Below are 20121 nucleotides of genomic sequence, written 5' to 3'. Positions count from 1 at the left end.
TTGGAAATTGGTGTATCGCGGCTGGCGTCCATATAATGTGGGCCACATTTCCCGGTGTCTCTTTCGGGTAACGAATCGACATTCCAAATCAGGCAGTTAAGGCAAAGGGGCGTTCATGCCAGAGTTTCAGACGACCGATGAAGGTTTCGAGCGGGTAGCGCTACGCGATTATACCGAGAAGGCCTACCTCGACTATTCCATGTACGTAATCCTGGATAGAGCCTTGCCCAATGTGGGTGACGGGCTCAAGCCGGTGCAGCGACGGATTGTGTACGCGATGTCGGAGTTGGGGCTGAAGTCCACCTCCAAGTACAAGAAGTCGGCTCGAACCGTGGGTGACGTTCTGGGTAAGTTCCACCCGCACGGCGACAGCGCGTGTTATGAAGCCATGGTGCTGATGGCCCAGCCGTTTTCATACCGCTACCCGCTGGTAGACGGGCAGGGTAACTGGGGGTCGCCGGATGACCCCAAATCGTTTGCCGCCATGCGTTATACGGAATCCCGGCTTGCTCGTTTTTCCGATGTCTTATTGAGCGAATTGGGGCAGGGAACCGTCGATTGGGTACCCAACTTCGATGGCACCATGGATGAACCTTCTGTTCTGCCGGCTCGGTTGCCGCACGTGCTGTTGAACGGTACGACCGGTATTGCTGTGGGTATGGCCACTGACATTCCGCCCCACAACGTGCGGGAAATCACAGCGGCTTGTATTCGTTTGCTGGATGAGCCGGAGGCCACGGTTGATCAGCTGTGCGAGCATGTGAAAGGCCCTGATTTTCCAACGCGCGCAGAAATCATTACCCCCCGTAACGACCTCCGTAAGATGTATGAAACGGGGCGGGGCTCATTGCGGATGAGGGCGCGCTGGGTTAAAGAGAGTGGCGAGATCGTGGTTACCGATTTGCCGCATCAGGTGTCTGGCAACCGTGTTCTCGAGCAGATCGCCCAGCAGATGCAAACCAAGAAACTGCCGATGGTGGCGGATTTGCGGGATGAGTCGGATCACGAGAACCCGACTCGGCTGGTGATTGTGCCGCGCTCGAATCGTGTGGACCTCGACGGTTTGATGGCGCACCTGTTTGCCAGTACCGACCTTGAGAAGACCTACCGGGTAAACATCAACGTGATCGGTAACGATGGCCGCCCCGGTGTGAAAGGCCTGTATCAGATGCTGACGGAGTGGTTGGTATTCCGAAAAACCACAGTGACACGCCGTTTGCAGCACCGTTTGGACAAAGTGCTGGCCCGCCTGCATTTGCTCGAAGGTTTGTTGATTGCCTACCTCAACATTGATGAGGTTATCGAGATCATCCGTACCGAAGACAAACCGAAAGTAGAGCTGATGGCCCGCTTTGGTTTGTCGCCGGAACAGGCGGAGGCGATTCTTGAGTTGAAATTGCGCCACCTCGCCAAGCTGGAAGAAATGAAAATCCGTGGCGAGCAGGATGAACTTGCCCTGGAACGTGATGAGCTTCAGGCCATTCTGGGCTCTGAAGAACGCATGCGGGAACTGATCAAAACCGAGCTTCAGCAAGATGCGGAAACCTACGGTGATGATCGTCGTTCGCCCATCGTTGAACGTGAAGAAGCGAAAGCCTTCAGTGAAACCGATCTGGTGTCTAACGATCCGGTGACGGTCGTGCTGTCGGACAAAGGCTGGGTGCGAGCTGCGAAAGGTCACGATATTGACCCGTCTGGTTTGAGCTATAAATCGGGTGACCGTTTTTCTCTGGCCGCCAAAGGTCGCAATAACCAGCAAGCCATATTCCTGGATTCCACCGGTCGGGCATACGCCTTGATGGCCCATACCTTACCGTCAGCACGAGGGCAGGGTGATCCGCTGACCGGCCGGATTAACCCGCCTTCTGGCGCCACCTTCTCGGGCTTGCTCATGGGTAATCCTGAACGGAAAGCTCTGTTGGTGACTGACGCGGGTTATGGCTTTGTTACGACCCTCGGCGACATGACCAGCAAAAACCGGGCGGGGAAAGCCGTGGTGACAGTGCCCAAAGGCGCCAAAATTATGCCTCCGGTGACGGTGCCAGAGACAGCGTCAACTCTGTATCTTGCCGCAATTACCAATGAAGGCCGCATGCTGGTGTTCCCGCTCAACGAGTTGCCCGAGTTGGCGAAGGGCAAGGGCAACAAAATTATCAGCATTCCCTCTGCGCGGGTGCAGAACCGGGAAGAGTTTGTGGTTGCAGTTGCGGTGTTTGGCGAAGAAGACCAGCTGGAGATTCGGGCCGGAAAGCGAAAGCTGGGTTTGAAATTCAGTGATCTTGAGCATTATCTCGGAGAACGTGGTCGCCGAGGACATAAATTGCCCCGCGGGCTGCAGCGCGTGGACGGTATCGATGTGATTCCCTCTGCCGCCAGAGCAGAGGAAGAGGAGAACGTAGACAGTGAGTGAACTGGTGCTGGTGAACGTATCCGGGCGCGATAAGCCCGGACTGACCTCGGAAATAACGGGGATCATGGGGCAATACGATGTACGCATTCTTGATATCGGTCAGGCCGTCATCCACGATTATTTGACCTGGGGCATCCTGATCGAGATTCCGGATGCATCCAAGTCGTCTCCGGTTATCCGCGATATCTTGTTTCGATTGCACGCGCTGGATCTGCAGGTGCGCTTTGCGCCGATCACCGTTGAGGAATACGAATCCTGGGCCGAAGGCAGAAACCGAGCCTGTTACATCGTTACGCTGCTGTCCCGGGACATCAAGGCGGAGCAGATTGCGCGAGTGTCTGAGATTACCGCTCGCCATGGTTTGAATATTGACAACATCACCCGGCTGTCGGCGCGTCCATCGCTGAATGTGTCCGAAAACCGGATCGCGTGTGTGGAGTTTTCAGTGCGCGGAACACCGCTGGATCTCGAGCAGCTGCGCTCGGATTTCTTGCACATTGCCGGTGAGATGAACGTAGACATCGCCTTCCAGGCCGATTCGATTTTCCGCCGTAACCGCCGATTGGTGGTGTTCGATATGGACTCGACACTGATCGAAGCGGAAGTGATCGATGAATTGGCTCTGGAAGCGGGTGTCGGGGATCGTGTTTCAGAGATTACCGAGCGGGCCATGCAGGGTGAGCTGGATTTCAGCCAGAGTTTTGCGGAACGTTTGTCGCTGTTGAAAGGCTTGGACGAGTCGGTGCTTGAGAGCATCGCTAATCGCCTTCGGATGACAGAAGGGGCAGAACACCTGATTCGCAGTTTGAAGGCGCTAGGCTATCGCACAGCCATCCTGTCGGGCGGTTTCACTTACTTTGCTCGTCATTTGCAGAGCAAGCTGGGCATCGATTACGTTTACGCCAATGAACTGGAGATCGTGGACGGCAAAGTGACCGGCGAGGTGAAGGGCCAAATTGTTGATGGTCAGCGCAAAGCCGAGTTGTTGCTGGAAATTGCCGAGAAAGAGCATATTGCCAGAGAACAGGTGATTGCTGTGGGCGATGGCGCGAACGACCTGCCGATGCTGAGTCAGGCAGGGCTGGGTGTGGCGTTTCGGGCGAAACCCTTGGTCAAAGAATCAGCCAAGCACTCGATATCAACACTTGGGTTGGATGCTATTTTGTATCTGATCGGTTTCCGCGAGAGTGAAACCAACCAGACGTTGTAAGCTTGTCTTCAGGCAGGTTCGAAAGGGGCGGAAGATTGATTCTCCGCCCCTTTTTTACGACTGGTGATAAAGGGAGGCGATCAATGATCGCCGAAGTCGTAGTTCATCTCAGGCGCCGGAGCTTGCAGGTAATAACCCTGAATGTAATTAACCCCCGCTTGCCAGAGCGTGGCCAGAATGCTGGCGTTCTCGACCTGAGGCACGATGGTGAGCTTGCCGGATTTCTGGAGCGAGTTTGCCATTTCTTTCACCTGAGCTTTGATCTTGTCGTCCTTCTGGATTGTTTCCGTGAAGGAGCCGTCAAACTTCACGTAATCGGTATCGATGTGTTTCAGTGCGTTGAACGGATTAATGGCAACGCCAAAGTGTTTGATCGATATTTTGCAATTGAGTTCGTGCACCGCCTTGGTGAAGTCTTTCGCTTGCTTTGTGAAATTACTGGCGTCGTTTTCACTTATTTGGAAAATCAGCGCGTCGCCAGGCAATCGGGCTGCTTTGAGGGCTACGCTTAACCAGGGGGTGAAGGTGATATCCTGCAGGGTTTCAGCGCTCAGGTTCACAAACAGCTTGGTATCATGACCGCGAGAGCGATGGCTGGAAAGCTGTTTAATGGCTTGCAGAATCACCCAGCGGTCGATCTTGATGGCGGTTTCCGGAGGGCAAATGGCCGGCAACAGATCGTAAGGCGTAACTTCTTCGTCGTCACTGTTGGTCATGCGGGCCAGCGTTTCATAGTGCTCTTCGCCTTCGCCGCGCAAGTTGATGATTGGCTGGAACAGCAAATACAGTCGATCTTCGTCCATGGCTTTGCTAATCATTTCGAGGGCGTTCGACTCATCGGGTGCCTCAAAATCAACCGGGTTGTAGATAACAACACCATTACCGTTTTCGTGTCCCGGCTGTTTCCTGACCTCGGCAGAAGCCAAATGAACGCGACTGAGGAGTTCTTCTGCCTTGGGAGAGTTCTCGGTAATGGCGGAAACGCCAATGGAGACGGTCAGGGATACCGTGCGACCGTTGATTTCGAACAGGTGGTCATCCACCGCCTTGCGAATCGTTTCGCACAGCTTCGCCAGACCTTTGTCGTTGCACGGCAGGCACATTATGCAGAAGGCATCGTCGCTGAGGCGCGCGAGTGTCATGTCATCAGGCGTTTGTTCTTTCAGCAGCGACGCCAGATCGCCGAGTAACAAATCGGCACCGGCAATGCCGACATCGCTCTTCATGCTCAAAAAGTTGTCGATGCCAATATAGGCGAGCGCGCCGGTTTCATTAGTCTTGGCAGAGGTGGCCAGAGTCTGGGCCAGCTGCTCCATCAAGTGTTGGCGGTTATACAGGCCTGTTAGCAGGTCTTGGCTGCTGATTTGTTTGAGTTTTTCTTCCAGTTCAGCATCGCTGTGTTCCGGTTGCAGGACTACCTGGATACAGGCTTCGCCGTCGTAAGTCGCGGCTGATACTGACATGGTGACATTGAGTTCGTTATCGTCGCTGCGGCGAGCCGTGCAGTTAAAGGTCATGCCGTTTGCCCCGGCTTCCTCAAAGGCTTTCATGAACTCTTTGTACTGCTCCTGATATTCCGGCGTTAACGTGTCCAGGACCGGGACGCAGATCAGGTCATCAATATCCTCGTAGCCGAGAAATTCCATATACGACTGGTTGGCATAGATGTGCATGCCATCGTTTATATAAGCAATCGCATCTTTGGAACTCTCCAGCAGTAGCTGGCAGCGTTGTTCGGCTTCGCGCAGGTGAGATTCCAGAACGCGCCGTTTACGGCGTTCGTTCAGGGCGGCGAGTTCCCGCTTGATCGCCAGTACCAGCATGTCTGTGTACTCGAAGGGCACGGCGTCTTGCGCGCCAAGGCGCATGATCGATAGATCCCGTTCCCGGTTCCGCTCATTGGTTAACAATATGAACGGGATATCTTTGTCCATCCGTTTGACCATAGCGAGCGCCGCATCCGGCCCGAATTCCAGTTCCTCTAGGTCCCGTGCCAGCAGCAAGTCCCAATGTGAAGCTTTCAATGCTTCTTCGAGATCTTCTTCCGAGGTAATGCGATGGGCTCGGGTTGCTTTGCCGGCGTTGCGGAGCAAGCTGACCAAAGACTCAGCATCGTTTTGGGATGGGTCTAGGACTAGCAGCTGTACCGTGGAGTTTTTTTTCTGCATTCGTACGATGTCTCATCATGCCGTTTGATGGTGCCGAAGCGTTTGCCCGCCAGTAAAGCGGAAGACAAAAGGCTTCCGAACTTTCAGCAAACAACCGGCGTATCATTGGAACAGAATGATGAAGGGGTTGTTGATTAATAACAACCCTGGCATCAATGGACTGTTAACAGATCGCTCTAAAGCGACGGCCACAGAGAGTCAAATTCGTCTTCTGTTGTGCCTGGGCCGGAGCTTCGGCTTCCCTTTGAGTGGGAGGAAGTTGCAGCCGTGTGCAGCTTGAGCTCAAACTGGCTAACACTGCCCGTCGCGGAAACTTTCTTCAGTAATTGGCCCTGGTCTTCGCAGCCGTCGTGCAGGAGCGAGATCCGGCTGCCACTCTGGAAAGGCAGGCGCGGAGTGATCAGGGTTGCAGGCTGGTTAACCACGCTGATCTCAGGCAGCATGAGCCCGCGGAGGTATTCGCTGCTATTGCCCACCTTTTGAATGAGGCGCACTGCACAGGGTGCGGCGCTGGGCGCGAGCAATTCGATGCCCACTTGAGTGCCCTGATTTCGAACCTGTCGAAGCCATCGGACCACCGCCAGGCTCCACGGGTGCGAGCTTTGTTCCCTGACTCCCAGAACCTCTCCTGCCTGCAGGGAGGCCGGGATGTTGGCTTCCCAGCCCACGCAATAACCACCAGGGCTGGTGTTGATCAGGGACGCTTTATGGGAGACCGGCTTGGTTTTGCTTGGCTTGGTTCCTGAGCTGTTCCGGAAATTAATCGGAGCGTCTGATGGCGGCAGGCTGCGCTCTTGGGCGGCTGCGTCGTGCGCGCCAGACCAGGCATCAGGTTTTTGCTTGGAATTGCGAATAAAAAAGTTTTCTTCCTCATTATGTTGCTCATCGTTGCCGTCAATGAACTCCGGGAAGGTTTTTTCGCCAGCAATAAAATAATGTGCGGCGGTTAGCCCGACACAAACCTCCAGGGTTCCCTGGCTGGCGATTCGATTGAAGTTGCGCTTGGCTAAAATGCCCAGTGCCTGGCTCAGGTGAGTCAGCAGAGTATCGCTGATGCTCGCGGGGATTTGCAGCTTCGTCGGGCTCGAGGATTTTTCGTGGCGGGCCTGTACTGCTTCGGCCAAATGAGTTGACAGTTCACGGGTGTCGAAGCCGACATTGTTTTCGCCCAAAACCTGCTCAAGCAAGCTTCGATAGATCGGTGAAGAGTCTTTCTCCAAATTCACAACGAACAGGCTGTCGTCGCCAAGTTCCGGGCCGCATTCGCAATAATCCGTCCAGGTTTCAAACAGGTCGTAGATCAGTGTCAGTTCGGTTTGGCGGAGCTGATTCGGGCGTGCGCAACCAAGCAGTAAAACGCGTTTGTAGCTGTCGGCTACCGTGCTTGAGCGGCGATGTTTGAGGAGTTGGTCATCAACATCGTGGGAGTCCAGCTTATAACGCTTGGCGAACCGGAACAGGCGATGGCATTCCAGCCAGCTGTTGGCCGGGCTAGGGCAATACAGCTGATGAGCGCGGAGAATGGTAGAGCCAAGCTCAGAGATTGCGCGGTGCGCAGCTATGCTGATCTGGCGTTTGTTTTTGTCCAGCCCGCCGTTATCAATAAACTCAAGAACGCAGAGCTTGTAACCGCTGGCTAAATGAAGCTGAAGCGCTTGAGTGAGGTTCGCAATTTTGCGTTGCTTTTCAGGCAGGGCGATGGCCAAGCCGAGGAAATGCCTGGACAGTTCGTTACAGACAAAGTGAATTTTGTCTCTCGCCAACTCGAGAAATTGCATGCGCTGTTGTGGCGGGAGAAACAGTTGATTTACTTCTATAATCGCGTGATACAGCTGGCGCGATGTTTCACCGATATTCGCCATAGGCAGCTGGCGGGTCCAGGCACGGAACGCTTTGGGCGAAGTGTCGCAAAAAGACAGGCTAGCTGTTTTTTGCTCAGGGACCTTAAGTTTGGGTTTCAGAGTCATGCCTACTATGATCTCGCACCAGTGGCTAAATTACGGTTAGTGGTTAAGTGAAAATACCGAAAATACAGATCGTTATTGTTTCCCAGCACTCAACTTTAAAGTAGCAAAGCGATGACAAAAAGCGAGAAAGTCATTAGTTAACAATCTTTGACAAGTCAGAAACTGATTGTTTTTGCGACATGCCTCACTAAATTGCTGGTATTGGGGTTTTGCTGGTTTCGCCCGGAACTTCCCGAACGAGTTTCGGGACCAGGAATCCGGGGAGTGTTTCAAGCATTTGTCGCACAAGCGAGGCAGCGTCGGTATCGCTGACATCGAAATGGTGCGCTCCTGCTACCGGATCGAAAGCGTGTAGATAGTACGGCAATACACCGGCATCAAACAGCACCTCGCTCAACTCAGACAGTGTGCCAGCATTATCGTTCACTCCTTTCAGAATAACACTCTGATTTAGAAGGGTAACACCGGCCTGCTTTAGGCGCTTGAAAGCGTCACGAGTGGCTTGATCAATTTCGGCCGGGTGGTTTACGTGAACCACCAGCACTTTTTGCAGCCGTGTACGGTTCAGCCAAGCTAGCATGTCGTCACACACCCGTTGAGGAATCACGACCGGCAGGCGGGAATGAATGCGCAATCGTTTCAGGTGCGGCACCGTATCGAGCAGGTCGACCCACTGCGAAAGCAGGCGGTCATTGACCGCCAGCGGGTCGCCGCCGCTGAGAATGACTTCGTTGATCTCGGGGCTGGCGCTCAGTGCAGTGATAACCCGGTTTCGGTCATCCCGGCTGAGTTTGTGTTCACCATAAGGAAAGTGCCGCCTGAAGCAATAGCGGCAGTTGATCGCACATTGCCCGGTAACCATTAACAGGGCTCTGCTGTGGTATTTTCTGATCAGGCCGGTCGTTTGGATGGCGGTGTTTTCTTCCAGCGGGTCCCGGACAAACCCGGGGAGAACCACCGTTTCGTCGGCAATGGGTAGTACTTGGCGCAACAGCGGATCATTCGGGTTTCCGGGTTCCATGCGTTCAATAAAGGGTTCGGGCACCCGGATCGAAAAAAGCTTGTGGCCGTTTTTGGCGCCTTCCAACCAAGTTTCTGTGGGCAGTTTAAGGCGATCCAGCAAGTGCTCCGGATTGCTCACCGATTGGCTCAGAATCGTTTGCCAGCTTTGGTTTTCGGGGGAGTTGGTGCCGTGTTCCGGAAGATGACTGGTGTCACGGGCTTCTATACGGACCGGAGTTCGCTGTATCATAGCGGCCTTTGAATTTTTAACGACAGTATGTCAGGTGGACATTTCATGGCTTCATATTCTACCAACGAATTTCGTGGCGGGCTCAAGGTTTTGCTGGATGGCGACCCTTGTATCATGCTGGAAAACGAATTCGTTAAGCCCGGTAAAGGGCAAGCTTTTAACCGTGTAAAGCTTCGCAACCTGATGACCAACCGGGTTTGGGAGCGTACTTTCAAATCGGGCGAGAGTCTCGAGGCGGCGGACGTAATGGAACAAGACATGGAATACCTTTACTCCGATGGTGAGTTTTGGCATTTCATGCTGACAGACGGTTCTTTCGAACAGTACGCCGCAGATGCGAAAGCCGTCGGTGATACCGTTAAGTGGCTGAAAGAGCAGGACGTTTACACCGTGACGTTGTACAACGGTGCCCCTTTGTCTGTGACACCGCCTAACTTTGTTGAACTGGAAGTGGTGGATACCGATCCGGGCATGAAGGGCGATACCGCACAAGGCGGTTCCAAGCCTGCGACTTTGTCTACCGGCGCGGTAGTGAACGTACCTCTGTTCATCGTCATCGGTGAAGTTCTGAAGGTGGACACTCGCACCGGCGAGTACGTAAACCGCGTAAAAAGCAGTTAATTCCCGATGACTGATTCTCCTGTCTGGCAGCCTACTGCCTCGCGGGGCGCTCTAAAAAGCCGTGCACAGCAACTTGCTTACGTGCGCGGCTTTTTTTGTGAGCGGGATGTGCTGGAAGTCGAAACGCCGGTACTTGGCCGTCATGGTGTTACCGATTTGAATCTCGACGGCATCCCGGCAGAGGTGAAGGCTGCGGGTGTTCAAGGAGGCTGGCTTCAGACGTCCCCCGAATATCCCATGAAACGGCTTTTGGCTGCAGGTTCCGGCTGTATTTATCAAATTGCCCGGGTATTTCGGAACGGTGAGCGAGGGCGTCGTCACAACCCGGAATTTTCGATGCTGGAATGGTATCGGGTCGGGATGGACGATCAGGCGTTAATGGCCGAGGTGTCGGATCTGGTGTGTGGCTGGTTAGGCTGTGAGCGTCCTGATCAGGTGAGTTATCGTCAGGCGGTTATGGCCAATGCCGGTTTCGATCCGATGGAAATCAGCGATACAGACTTGAAGCAGTACTGTGAGCAATGGCTGGAAGCTGAGCAACTGGCGGATCTAAGCCGAAACGATTGCCTGGATTTGGTGATGAGTTTTGCCGTTGAACCAACGCTGGGCCTAGAACGGCCGGTTTTTATTACCCGCTATCCAGCGGCGCAGGCGGCACTGGCAAGGGTTTCCCGGGAACACGGCCATCCCGTTGCACACCGGTTTGAGCTTTACATCAACGGGTTAGAGCTCTGTAACGGTTATTGGGAATTGACCGACCCTGATGAGCAGAGGCTGCGCTTTGATGCCGATAACCAGCAGCGCAAAGCGGCGGGCAAACCTGAAATGGCCGTGGATGAAGCGTTTATGGCGGCGCTAAACGCCGGCCTGCCCGATTGCTCGGGCGTGGCATTGGGGTTAGACCGCCTGCTGATGCTGAAGGTGGGCGCAAAAGCCATTGAAGAGGTACTGGCCTTCCCGATAGAGAGGGCCTGACCGTATCAGGCCTTGGCGGGCTTCAATCGGCCAAACGCTTCGCCCATTTGTACGGATTTGCTTGCAACTTGGTCGGCATTCCAGTTAACAGCGCCTTTAGGCATCACCAGAACAACCGTGGAGCCTAAGCGGAAGCGACCCATCTCATCGCCTTTCTCGAAACGCACGGCCTGATCACCGGAGTACTGCCACTCGGTCACCTTGCTTGGCTTGGGTGCAACGACACCTGCCCAAGTCGTTTCTACACTGCCGACGATCATAGCGCCCACCAATACCAGCGCCATTGGGCCTGCTTCGGTATCAAAGATACAGGCTACCCGTTCGTTACGCGCAAACAGATTCGGTACGTTCTCTGCCGTTACCGGGTTAACCGAAAACAGTTTGCCGGGAACATACACCATTTCCTTCAGTGTGCCCGCCACCGGCATGTGGATGCGGTGGTAGTCTTTTGGTGACAAGTAGATGGTGGCGAATTCGCCTTCGCGAAACGCTTCAGCGCGCTGTTCATCACCGCCCAGCAGCTCCGTCAGGCTGAAAGACTGGCCTTTAGCCTGAAATACACGGTCGTCTGCAGTGACCTGGCCAAGTTGGCTGATGGCGCCGTCAACCGGGCTGACAAAGACATCCGGGGTTTGATCGACGGTGCGTGCGCCGGGCTTAAGCGCGCGAGTAAAGAATGCGTTAAAACTGTCGTAAGCGGTGGGGTCTGATTCGGCGGCCTCACTCATGTTTACGCCGTAGCGGTCGATAAACCAGCTGATTACGCGGTTTTTCAGAGCGGGTGTCCGGTCATAGTCTGCGAGGCGGCCAGCCAAGCGGGATAGCGTCAGCTGCGGCGTGACGTATTGACTCAGGACGAACAGTTTATCAAGCATTTGAGACATCTCTCGGTTCTATAAAGCGGGGCAGTTTACCAAACTGGGCGTAGTGTATAGAAATTGTTTCTCCCCTTCGCTGTTCTACCGTGAGCTTGCTATGATCGAACGCTGTTTTTAAATAGGTTTCAAACGGGCGACTATTTTTTATGCTGCTGATTATTGGTGCAGTGATTGTTATTGCGAGTGTTCTAGGCGGCTACACATTGCACGGCGGGAACTTGGCTGTGCTCTGGCAGCCGACGGAAGTGCTGATTATTGGTGGGGCAGCGGTAGGCTCGTTCGTGATTGCCAATCCGATGCACACCGTGAAAGAGGTGTTTGGCGGGTTGTTACGTTTATTAACAGGTTCCCCGTTCAACAAAGCCTATTACACAGACCTGCTCAGCCTGCTTTACGAAATCTTTGATAAATCGCGCAAGCAGGGTGTGATGGCGATCGAAGAAGATATCGATAACCCCGAAGAAAGTCCGATCTTTGCCCGTTACCCGGCCATCATGAAGTCCAAGCATTTACTGGATTTCATCACCGACTATTTGCGCATCATCAGCTCTGGAAACATGGCGCCTCACGAGCTGGAAGGCATGATGGAAAACGAAATCGAGAATCGCCAGCATGAGTTGGAAGAACCCGCTCATGCTGTGAACAAAATTGCCGATGCGTTGCCGGGCCTGGGGATTGTGGCAGCGGTTTTGGGCATTGTGATCACCATGAACTTCCTGACCGAAGGGCCTGAAAAAATTGGTTTGAGCGTCGCGGCGGCTCTGGTGGGTACTTTTTTAGGTATATGGATGGGGTACGGCTTTGTCGGACCGGCCTCCATTGCGCTTGAGCATGCCGCCAAGTACGAATTGAAAGCCTACGAGTGTGTGAAGTCGGCCATCGTGGCTACGGTTGCGGGGCAGGCGCCTCAAATGGCCATTGAATTTGGTCGCAAAGCTTTGCCAACCGAGAAACGGCCGGGCTTTCAGGAATTGAACGATCATGTTCGCTCCAAGTGATGCCGCTCAACGATAGCCGGAGTTAAGCGTGGACCAACAGCCGATCATCATCAAACGCAAAAAGAAAGTCGTTGCCGGCCACCACGGTGGTTCGTGGAAAGTTGCGTTTGCCGATTTCGCCACCGCGATGATGGCGTTCTTTCTGGTGCTTTGGTTAACCGCCACCGCTTCACCCGAGCAAAAGCGAGCGGTTGAAGGCTACTTCAAAGACCCGGTTGGCTTTACCGAAGGTGGGTCGCCGAACCCGATTGATCTCGGTGGAAGTGCATCGGTGGTTAACGAAAGCTCTCTGGATATCGAATCCAGCACCATTCAGATTGAAGATGAGATTGTGGATGAGCTGGCAGATACACTTGAACAGCGCCGCATGGAACAGCTTTTTCAGGAGCTGAAAGAGCGGATCGAGCAGAATGAAACGCTGCAAGAATTCAAAGATCAATTGCTGATTGATATCACCGAGGAAGGTTTGCGCATCCAAATCGTTGACCGTTCGGGGCGCCCGATGTTTGATTCGGGGCGGGCAGAGCTCAAGTATTATACTCAGGAACTTTTGTTCGAACTCGCGAAAACATTGGGCTCCGTCAATAACAAGATGAGTTTGACCGGGCACACCGATGCCACGCCGTTTAGTGGCCGGCCGGGGTATACCAACTGGGAATTGTCTGCTGATCGGGCTAATACAGCTCGGCGGGCTTTGGTGGCAGGTGGTGTCAGGCCTGAACAAATTGCCCGGGTGGTGGGGCTCAGTGACTCGGTCTTATTTGACACTGAAAACCCGACGGCACCGATTAACCGCCGAATCTCTATTATTGTTCTGAAGAACAAAAGCGTGGCGGACGCTCGGCCCAAGACGGGTTCGGCTGCGCAACCTCTGATTGATTTAACCCGTCCCAGCGAAGCGCAAGAGCAAGAAGCATTGGATAAACTGGAAGATGGCAGTTGGCGAGAAGATCGCCCGGAACCCGCTCCGGGAGAACTCAACTGGTAGTGCCGTAGCCGGTGCCGATCACCGGTTCAGGTCAGCTTTAACCCACGCGCTTGTTGTTCGGCCATATCTTGAAGAATCCGGTGAAAGCTTTTAAGCCTTTCCCGGGAAATCTCGCCGCTCTCGGCCGCGGCATCCAGTGCACATCCCGGATCGCCCATATGCCGACAGTTCCGGAACTTACACAGCCCCATCAACGGCCGAATCTCCCGAAAGCCGTACTCGACCTCTTGCGGTGTCATGTGCCACAAACCAAACTCCCGAATACCCGGCGAGTCAATTAAATCGCCGCCGCTGGCTAGATGGAACAGTTTGGCGGTGGTGGTTGTGTGCACGCCCTTGCCGGTACTTTCCGACACCGCACCGACCCGCAATTGCTCATCGGGCAGCAATGTCTGGATAATCGACGATTTACCCACGCCAGACTGGCCGACGAAAACACTGGTCTGGTTGCGAACCAGTGCTTCAACCTCCGGTGCCGGCGCACCTTCGCAGGCCGCAGCCGACGTTTGTTCGACTTGATAACCCAGCGCTTCATAGCGGGCCAGCAGAGCTTCGATCTGCGGACGGTTCTGGTCGTTAATCAAATCGGTTTTGTTGAGAAGCAGAACGGCAGGAATATCCGAGCTTTCGGAGGCCACAAGATAGCGGTCAATCAAGCTGTCGTGAGGTTCCGGCTCTGGAGCAATCACCAGAATAATGTGATCAATGTTGGCGGCTACCGGCTTCAGGGCGCCAAAGTTGTCGGGCCGCTGCAGCAGGTTTTCCCGGTCGCAGCGAGCAACAATGACTCCGGTTTCGCTTTTGCCTGGTCGCCATACAACTTTGTCCCCGGTCACCAGGCTGCTGATGTTTGCCCGGACAAAGCATCGAAACACTTGTCCTGCGTCATCACCTTGGAGAGCTTCAACGTCCAGTTGTTGGCCGTAATGAGCGATGATCAGGCCTTCTTGCTCGGGCCCCAGTTCACCGGCTTCAGCCTGAGCCTCAACAGCCTTTTCCTTGCGGGCCATTCGGGTGGTGCGCTCTTTCTGGATCTTCTCGATGCGCCATTGCTGGCGTTTGTTCAATTTGCGTTTTGCCATCTGCTCTTTAGTATTCCGGGGAAGTGATGTACCACATGATACGTGAATCATGGACAATAGGCAGAGTTTTGAAAAACAAGCTACATCTGATTTTTCGGGGCTTCCGGGTTTGGTGCAAGCGCCGGGTCGGGAATGCCTTTTCGGGAGACGCTACGAGCACATCCCTGTGCGCTTAGCTGAAGCCATCCATGGCTTCAGATACTCCCGAAAAGGCATTCCCGACCCAGCGCTCCAGCTGAATTGCGGGCCTCTGATTTTGGTAGCGGTAAGTAGCAAGTTTGGCGTGCGGGTGTGGGGCGCGTTTCCGGAAATGTCGGAGGCCATGGATGGCCGGAGAGAAGCGCACATGGATGTGCTTGTAGCGGTTTCCGGAAACGCGCCCCACACCTGCACATGCACTTGAGAACAACGGCATAGGTGTAAAAGAGAATGAGCATTGGAAACCATCTGGTCTGGATAGACCTGGAAATGACAGGTCTGGATCCCGAGAACGAGCGGATCATCGAAATGGCCACGATTATTACCGATTCGGAACTGAATCTGGTCGCTGAAGGCCCAGTGATTGCGATCAAGCAACCGGACAGCCTGCTGGACTCCATGGACGAATGGTGCACCAAAACCCACGGCGAAAGTGGTCTGACCCAGCGGGTTAAAGACAGCAAAATCAGCGAAGCGGAAGCCGAGCAGCAGACTCTGGAATTCCTGAAACAGCACCTGTCAGCCGGCGCGTCTCCGTTGTGCGGCAACAGCATCGGCCAAGACCGGCGCTTTCTCGTGAAATACATGCCAGAGCTGGAAGGCTTCTTCCATTACCGAAATCTGGACGTATCCACCATCAAAGAACTGGCCCGCCGCTGGCGCCCGGATGTCTTGGACGGCGTGAAAAAGAAAGGCAGCCACCTGGCGCTGGACGACATTCGCGACTCCATCAACGAACTGCGTCACTACCGCGAACATTTCTTTAAACTATAAACCGTGTTGGCGCAGCGCCCAGACTACGTGCTCCCGAACCACCTCTGATGGGTGCTCCGCCCGCTGTTTCAATGCCTCGATGACCGGAATGGTCGACGGGGCGTTGCCCAGCCCTACCGCAATATTGCGCAGCCAATTCTCATAACCGGTGCGGCGAATCGCTGAACCTTCGGTGCGCTTCAGGAATTCATCTTCTGTCCACATAAACAACTCGGCAAGTTCGGTGTTGTTTAAACCGTGCCTGGGTTGGAAATCGCTTTCGGCGGTAGGTTTGCTGAACTTGTTCCATGGGCACACGATCTGGCAGTCATCGCAGCCAAACACCCGGTTACCCATTTTTGAACGCAGCTCTTCCGGAATCGGGCCTTTTAGCTCGATGGTGAGATAGCTGATGCACTTGCGGGCATCCAGTAAGTGAGCGCCCACAAAGGCATCCGTGGGACAAATTTCCAAACAGGCAGAGCACGAGCCGCAATGCTGCTTGTCGAACGGCTCATCCACCGGTAAAGGCGCGCTGGTAAAAATTTCACCCAGAAAAAAGAACGAACCTGCTTTGGGGTGAATCACCATATTGTTCTTGCCAATCCAGCCAAGGCCCGCGCGCTGCGCCAAACCGCGTTCAAGGACAGGCGCGCTGTCCACAAAGGCCCGGTAATCATAACCGGCGACCGCTTCGTCGATCCATTTGGCCAGCGTAGCAAGCCGCTTCCGCATCAGCTTGTGGTAGTCCCGGCCAAGGGCATAGCGAGTGATGTAGGCGGTTTCCCGGTTAGTAAGCGCTTGTTTCGGGTTGTCCGGTGAGGGCAGGTAATCCATGCGTACCGAAATCACCCGTTGGGTGTTCGGTACCAGAGAGCTCGGGGTGTAGCGCTTGTCGCCGTGATCGGCCATGTAAGCCATGTTGCCGTGATAACCGGCGGCGAGCCACTGCTTGAGACGCTCGGCATGGGGGCCGGTGTCGGCATAAGTGATGCCGGCATCCGCGAATCCTAGCTCTTTAGCCCATTGGCGGATTTTCTCTGGCAGCGCCTCCAAAGAAGCGTTCGAGGGCGTATTGTCTGTACTGGTGACCATGACGGAGCCTTCGGCGGTGAAAGCCTGCGGAGATTTAATTTGATTAAGTTATGACCTTTTTTCCTGTTTTGCTATGCTTTACAGGTATCTGGCCAATTTACTTAAACCGTTTTCTTTAGCGGGATGCCCCATGCGTTACGAGGACAGTCTACCAGAAGCCTTGTATTCCGCCGACTCTGTACGAGCGATGGATCGCTATCTTATTGAAGAACAGGGAATTGATGGGTTCGACTTAATGCAGGCGGCAGCCCGAGCGGCATTTCGGCAGCTCAGAAAACGCTGGCCGTCACCCGGCTCGGTGCTTGTATTATGCGGCGCTGGAAACAATGGCGGCGACGGGTATCTGATTGCGGCCAATGCCCATCGGCTCGGCATTTTTGTAGAGTGTGTTGCTGTGGCTCCGAGCGCAAAGCTGACGGGGGATGCCCTGAAAGCGTTCGAAGTTGCCCAGACGGAAGGCGTGCCGATTACGGAAATTTCCGATTTACCGGAAGGTTTGCTTCAGGAGAAGCTTGCCGCATCAGACGTGATTGTGGATGCCATGCTCGGGACCGGGGTAACCGGTGCGCCAAGAGCTCCGTTTTCAGAAGTGATCCGCGCCGTTAATCAGGCAAAACCGCCTGTATTGGCGGTCGATTTACCGTCCGGCCTTGATGCCACAACCGGTGCAGCATCAGGTGATGTAGTCCAGGCGGAGTTGATCGTTACCTATATCGGCGCAAAAACCGGGTTGTATACCGGCGTTGGTCCTGCAGTTTGTGGTGAAGTGGTTTTTGAACCTCTGGCGACGCCAGAGCAAATAAGTGGTTGCCCGGAGCAGCCGGTCGCACAACTTGTTCGTTGGCAAGACTGCAAAGGCGGTTTTCGACAGCGGCCCCTTAATGCGCACAAAGGGCAGTTCGGTCATGTTTTGATTGTTGCTGGCGAGTCTGGCTTCGGTGGAGCTGGCATTATGGCCGCGGAAGCGGCTTCTCGTGCAGGCGCGGGATTGGTGTCGCTGGCGACTCGGCCTGAACATGTGACCGCGGCGTTGGTGCGTTGCCCCAATGTGATGGTGCGCGGGGTTGTCCACGGCTCAGAGTTAACCGCATTGATCGAACAAGCGGATGTGATTGTGTGCGGTCCGGGTATCGGCAAGTCTGCTTGGGGCCAACAAATGTTGCAGCAGGTGCTGGACAGCGCGAAGCCCCGGGTGCTGGATGCGGATGCGCTTAATTTGATGGCCACTCGCGCAGCGATTCCTTTTGGTCAGCACGTACTGACTCCCCATCCGGGTGAAGCGGCGCGTATGCTCGGGTGCAGTGTTGCAGAGATTGAAGCCGACCGGCTGGCGGCAGCGCAAAAGATTCAGCGCATTTGGGGTGGTGTGGTGTTGCTTAAAGGCGCAGGAACCGTCATCGCTGCGAATTCCGGGTTGCCGGTTGTGATTGCCGGGGGAAATCCGGGGATGGCCACAGGAGGCATGGGAGATGTTTTGTCCGGCATCTTGGGGGCGTTTATCGGCCAGTTAGACAATGTGAGGGGCGCGACCCGTGCAGCGGCATCGGCGCATTTGGCTGCAGCGGATAGGGCGGCCAATCGAGTGGGTTATATGGCGTTGCTGCCCACCGATGTCATCAAAGATTTAGCCTTTGTACTGAAAGAAATCGACGTGATCGGCGTCCGAAATGACCGGGAGGAAGAATGAGCATTATAGGTAACGAACGCCGGTTATTTCTGGAAGGGGAAGCCGAGACTGAACGCTTGGGCGGAGAGCTGGCGCGGCTGGCAAAACAGTCGGAGCAAAGCCTGACAGTGTTTCTTGAGGGTGATTTGGGGATGGGGAAAACCACCCTTAGCCGTGGTGTTATGCGTGGTTTAGGGCACGAAGGCGCGGTGAAAAGCCCGACCTACACGCTTGTGGAGCCTTATGAGCATTTAACACCGCCGGTTTACCATTTTGACCTTTACAGACTTGGTGACCCGGAAGAGCTCGAATACATGGGTATCCGGGATTATTTTTCAGCCACAAATTTTTGCCTGATTGAATGGCCGGAGCGGGGCGAGGGTGTATTGCCTGAGCCGGATGTCGAAATCCAGTTGGAGCGGCAGAACGAGGGACGAACCGTAATTTTAAGAGCGCGTTCCGAGTTGGGCGCCTCCTTGTTGAATCAAATTGAAATGATAGGGCCGGGTTCATGAGAATCGCACTGTGTATACTGCTGGCGCTCTCGGCAAGCGTTGTTCAGGCAGCCACCAAGATTGAAGGCGTGCGCATATGGCCTGCGCCAGACCATACCCGTTTGGTATTGGATACGGCGGGGAAGGTGGACCACAACATGTTTTCCCTCTCCAGTCCGTCCCGATTGGTGATTGATATAAAGAACGCGGCCAAACGTGCCGATTTCAGCAAGGTGGATTTGTCGGGAAGTCCGATTAAGCGAATCCGCAGTGCACCTAGAAACGGCACAGATCTGCGGGTTGTGCTGGATCTGAAAACCGACATCAAGCCCCGTAGTTTTGTGCTAGAGCCTAATCAGCAATACGGTCACCGCTTAGTGGTGGACTTGATTGACGAGTCGGGTACGCGGCTTGAAAAAGACGTCAGCCCAACGGTAACCCAGAATTCAGCGGGTAAGCGCGATATTGTTGTGGTGATCGATGCCGGTCACGGTGGCGAAGACCCCGGAGCAATAGGGCCACGAGGAACCCGCGAAAAAGACGTGGTTCTGAAAATGGCCAAAACCTTGGCGGAGCTGGTGAATCAGCAGCCCGGTTTTACGGCAAAACTCACCCGCACAGGCGATTACTACATAGGTTTGCGAAATCGAACCATTTTGGCCCGCAAGCACAATGCCGATTTGTTTGTGTCGGTCCATGCCGACGCCTTCCGCACACCGCAACCCAGCGGGGCTTCGGTGTTTGCTCTTTCTCAGCGCGGAGCAACCAGTGAAACGGCTCGTTGGTTGGCCCAAAGCGAAAACCGGTCTGACTTGATTGGCGGTGCTGGTGCGCTGTCTCTGGAAGGTCGGGATGAAATGCTGGCGGGCGTGTTGCTCGATTTGTCGATGACCGCGAGCATCAACGCCAGCTTGGGTGTTGGCAGTTCCGTGCTGGGGCAGCTGGGCAGTGTCGCCAAGCTGCATAAACCGGGCGTGGAGCAAGCGGCGTTTGCGGTGCTCAAGTCGCCGGATATTCCTTCGATTCTGGTGGAAGCGGGTTTTATTTCTAACCCCAAAGAAGAAAAGAACCTGTCGGCCGAGTGGTACCGCGAGAAACTGGCCAAGGCGATGATGGACGGAATACACGATTATTTCCGGCGTAGTCCGCCTCCGGGAACGTTATTGGCGTGGCAAAAAGAGAATGGCAAAGGCGATGGCCGTGTGGGGCAGTATCGTATTCAGCGAGGGGACACTTTGTCAGGTGTGGCGCGAGAGAATCAGACCACCGTCAGTGAGCTGATGCGCTTTAACGGGATGAACGACGATCGTGTTATGGTAGGGCAAACCATACGTATCCCCTCATCCTGAACAAGAGGTAGTTCCCG

17 protein-coding genes are annotated in these 20121 nt (G+C 54.5%); 11 read left to right on the top strand and 6 right to left on the bottom strand.

All coding sequences use genetic code 11. From position 1 onward, the window contains the following. Positions 1-115 precede the first annotated feature (115 nt). Complete coding sequence (gene parC, locus DOQ08_RS06905) at positions 116-2410, top strand: DNA topoisomerase IV subunit A (protein ID WP_114334179.1); 2295 nt, start codon at positions 116-118, stop codon at positions 2408-2410. Then, complete coding sequence (gene serB / locus DOQ08_RS06900) at positions 2403-3620, top strand: phosphoserine phosphatase SerB (protein WP_114334178.1); 1218 nt, start codon at positions 2403-2405, stop codon at positions 3618-3620. The genes parC and serB overlap by 8 nt, the downstream gene beginning before the upstream one ends. A gap of 80 nt (positions 3621-3700) precedes the next feature. Here the strand turns inward: serB and DOQ08_RS06895 are convergent, their stop codons facing one another. The 3 genes from DOQ08_RS06895 to epmB all read right to left on the bottom strand — a co-directional run bounded on the left by DOQ08_RS06895 (position 3701) and on the right by epmB (position 9007). Further along, positions 3701-5788: an EAL domain-containing response regulator gene (locus tag DOQ08_RS06895; protein ID WP_114334177.1), complete on the bottom strand. Its 2088-nt coding sequence runs from the start codon at positions 5786-5788 to the stop codon at positions 3701-3703. A 176-nt stretch (positions 5789-5964) separates the two neighbouring features. Continuing rightward, entirely contained in the window at positions 5965-7764 is a 1800-nt protein-coding gene (locus DOQ08_RS06890) for a GTPase (RefSeq protein ID WP_114334176.1), read from the bottom strand. A 178-nt stretch (positions 7765-7942) separates the two neighbouring features. Continuing rightward, positions 7943-9007 carry an EF-P beta-lysylation protein EpmB gene (gene epmB / locus DOQ08_RS06885; RefSeq protein WP_114334175.1) on the bottom strand — a complete coding sequence of 355 codons (1065 nt, stop codon included), beginning with the start codon at positions 9005-9007 and terminating at the stop codon, positions 7943-7945. A 45-nt stretch (positions 9008-9052) separates the two neighbouring features. Here epmB and efp point away from each other — a divergent pair, with 45 nt between their 5' ends. After that, a complete protein-coding gene (gene efp / locus DOQ08_RS06880) occupies positions 9053-9628 on the top strand; it encodes an elongation factor P (RefSeq protein WP_114334174.1) in 576 nt (191 codons plus the stop codon). A gap of 6 nt (positions 9629-9634) precedes the next feature. Further along, entirely contained in the window at positions 9635-10603 is a 969-nt protein-coding gene (epmA, locus tag DOQ08_RS06875) for an EF-P lysine aminoacylase EpmA (RefSeq protein ID WP_114334173.1), read from the top strand. 5 nt (positions 10604-10608) lie between these two features. On the opposite strand, the gene asd is transcribed toward epmA, so the two are convergent. Next, positions 10609-11478: an archaetidylserine decarboxylase gene (gene asd / locus DOQ08_RS06870; RefSeq protein WP_114334711.1), complete on the bottom strand. Its 870-nt coding sequence runs from the start codon at positions 11476-11478 to the stop codon at positions 10609-10611. 149 nt (positions 11479-11627) lie between these two features. On the opposite strand from asd, the gene motA reads away from it, so the two are divergent. Both motA and motB read left to right on the top strand, forming a co-directional pair. Next, the gene (motA, locus tag DOQ08_RS06865) at positions 11628-12479 is read left to right on the top strand and encodes a flagellar motor stator protein MotA (protein WP_114334172.1); all 852 of its coding nucleotides are present in this window, start codon (positions 11628-11630) and stop codon (positions 12477-12479) included. A 28-nt stretch (positions 12480-12507) separates the two neighbouring features. Continuing rightward, the gene (gene motB, locus DOQ08_RS06860) at positions 12508-13467 is read left to right on the top strand and encodes a flagellar motor protein MotB (protein ID WP_114334171.1); all 960 of its coding nucleotides are present in this window, start codon (positions 12508-12510) and stop codon (positions 13465-13467) included. Positions 13468-13493: 26 nt separating this feature from the next. Here motB and rsgA read toward each other — a convergent pair whose 3' ends face one another. After that, positions 13494-14549 carry a small ribosomal subunit biogenesis GTPase RsgA gene (gene rsgA / locus DOQ08_RS06855; protein WP_114334170.1) on the bottom strand — a complete coding sequence of 352 codons (1056 nt, stop codon included), beginning with the start codon at positions 14547-14549 and terminating at the stop codon, positions 13494-13496. Between the two features lie 49 nt (positions 14550-14598). On the opposite strand from rsgA, the gene DOQ08_RS06850 reads away from it, so the two are divergent. Continuing rightward, positions 14599-14952: a hypothetical protein gene (locus DOQ08_RS06850; protein ID WP_114334169.1), complete on the top strand. Its 354-nt coding sequence runs from the start codon at positions 14599-14601 to the stop codon at positions 14950-14952. 26 nt (positions 14953-14978) lie between these two features. Next, on the top strand, positions 14979-15521 hold the full coding sequence (gene orn, locus DOQ08_RS06845; RefSeq protein ID WP_114334168.1) for an oligoribonuclease: 543 nt from the start codon (positions 14979-14981) through the stop codon (positions 15519-15521). On the opposite strand, the gene queG is transcribed toward orn, so the two are convergent. Next, complete coding sequence (gene queG / locus DOQ08_RS06840) at positions 15516-16595, bottom strand: tRNA epoxyqueuosine(34) reductase QueG (RefSeq protein ID WP_114334167.1); 1080 nt, start codon at positions 16593-16595, stop codon at positions 15516-15518. The two genes, orn and queG, sit on opposite strands and share 6 nt — an antisense overlap. Positions 16596-16725: 130 nt before the next feature. Here queG and DOQ08_RS06835 point away from each other — a divergent pair, with 130 nt between their 5' ends. The 3 genes from DOQ08_RS06835 to DOQ08_RS06825 are packed head-to-tail and all read left to right on the top strand — an operon-like array spanning position 16726 to position 20104. Next, positions 16726-18282 carry an NAD(P)H-hydrate dehydratase gene (locus DOQ08_RS06835; RefSeq protein WP_114334166.1) on the top strand — a complete coding sequence of 519 codons (1557 nt, stop codon included), beginning with the start codon at positions 16726-16728 and terminating at the stop codon, positions 18280-18282. Next, positions 18279-18776, top strand: a complete 498-nt coding sequence (gene tsaE, locus DOQ08_RS06830; RefSeq protein ID WP_114334165.1) for a tRNA (adenosine(37)-N6)-threonylcarbamoyltransferase complex ATPase subunit type 1 TsaE — start codon at positions 18279-18281, stop codon at positions 18774-18776. Before DOQ08_RS06835 ends, tsaE begins: the two co-directional genes overlap by 4 nt. Beyond that, complete coding sequence (locus DOQ08_RS06825; protein WP_114334164.1) at positions 18773-20104, top strand: N-acetylmuramoyl-L-alanine amidase; 1332 nt, start codon at positions 18773-18775, stop codon at positions 20102-20104. Before tsaE ends, DOQ08_RS06825 begins: the two co-directional genes overlap by 4 nt. The last annotated feature ends 17 nt before the right edge of the window (positions 20105-20121 follow it).

It is taken from the genome of Marinobacter litoralis (genome assembly GCF_003336705.1).
Lineage (GTDB): Bacteria > Pseudomonadota > Gammaproteobacteria > Pseudomonadales > Oleiphilaceae > Marinobacter > Marinobacter litoralis.
The sequence above is the reverse complement of the archived record's forward strand: the minus strand, read 5'-3'. Positions and strand labels throughout refer to the sequence as shown.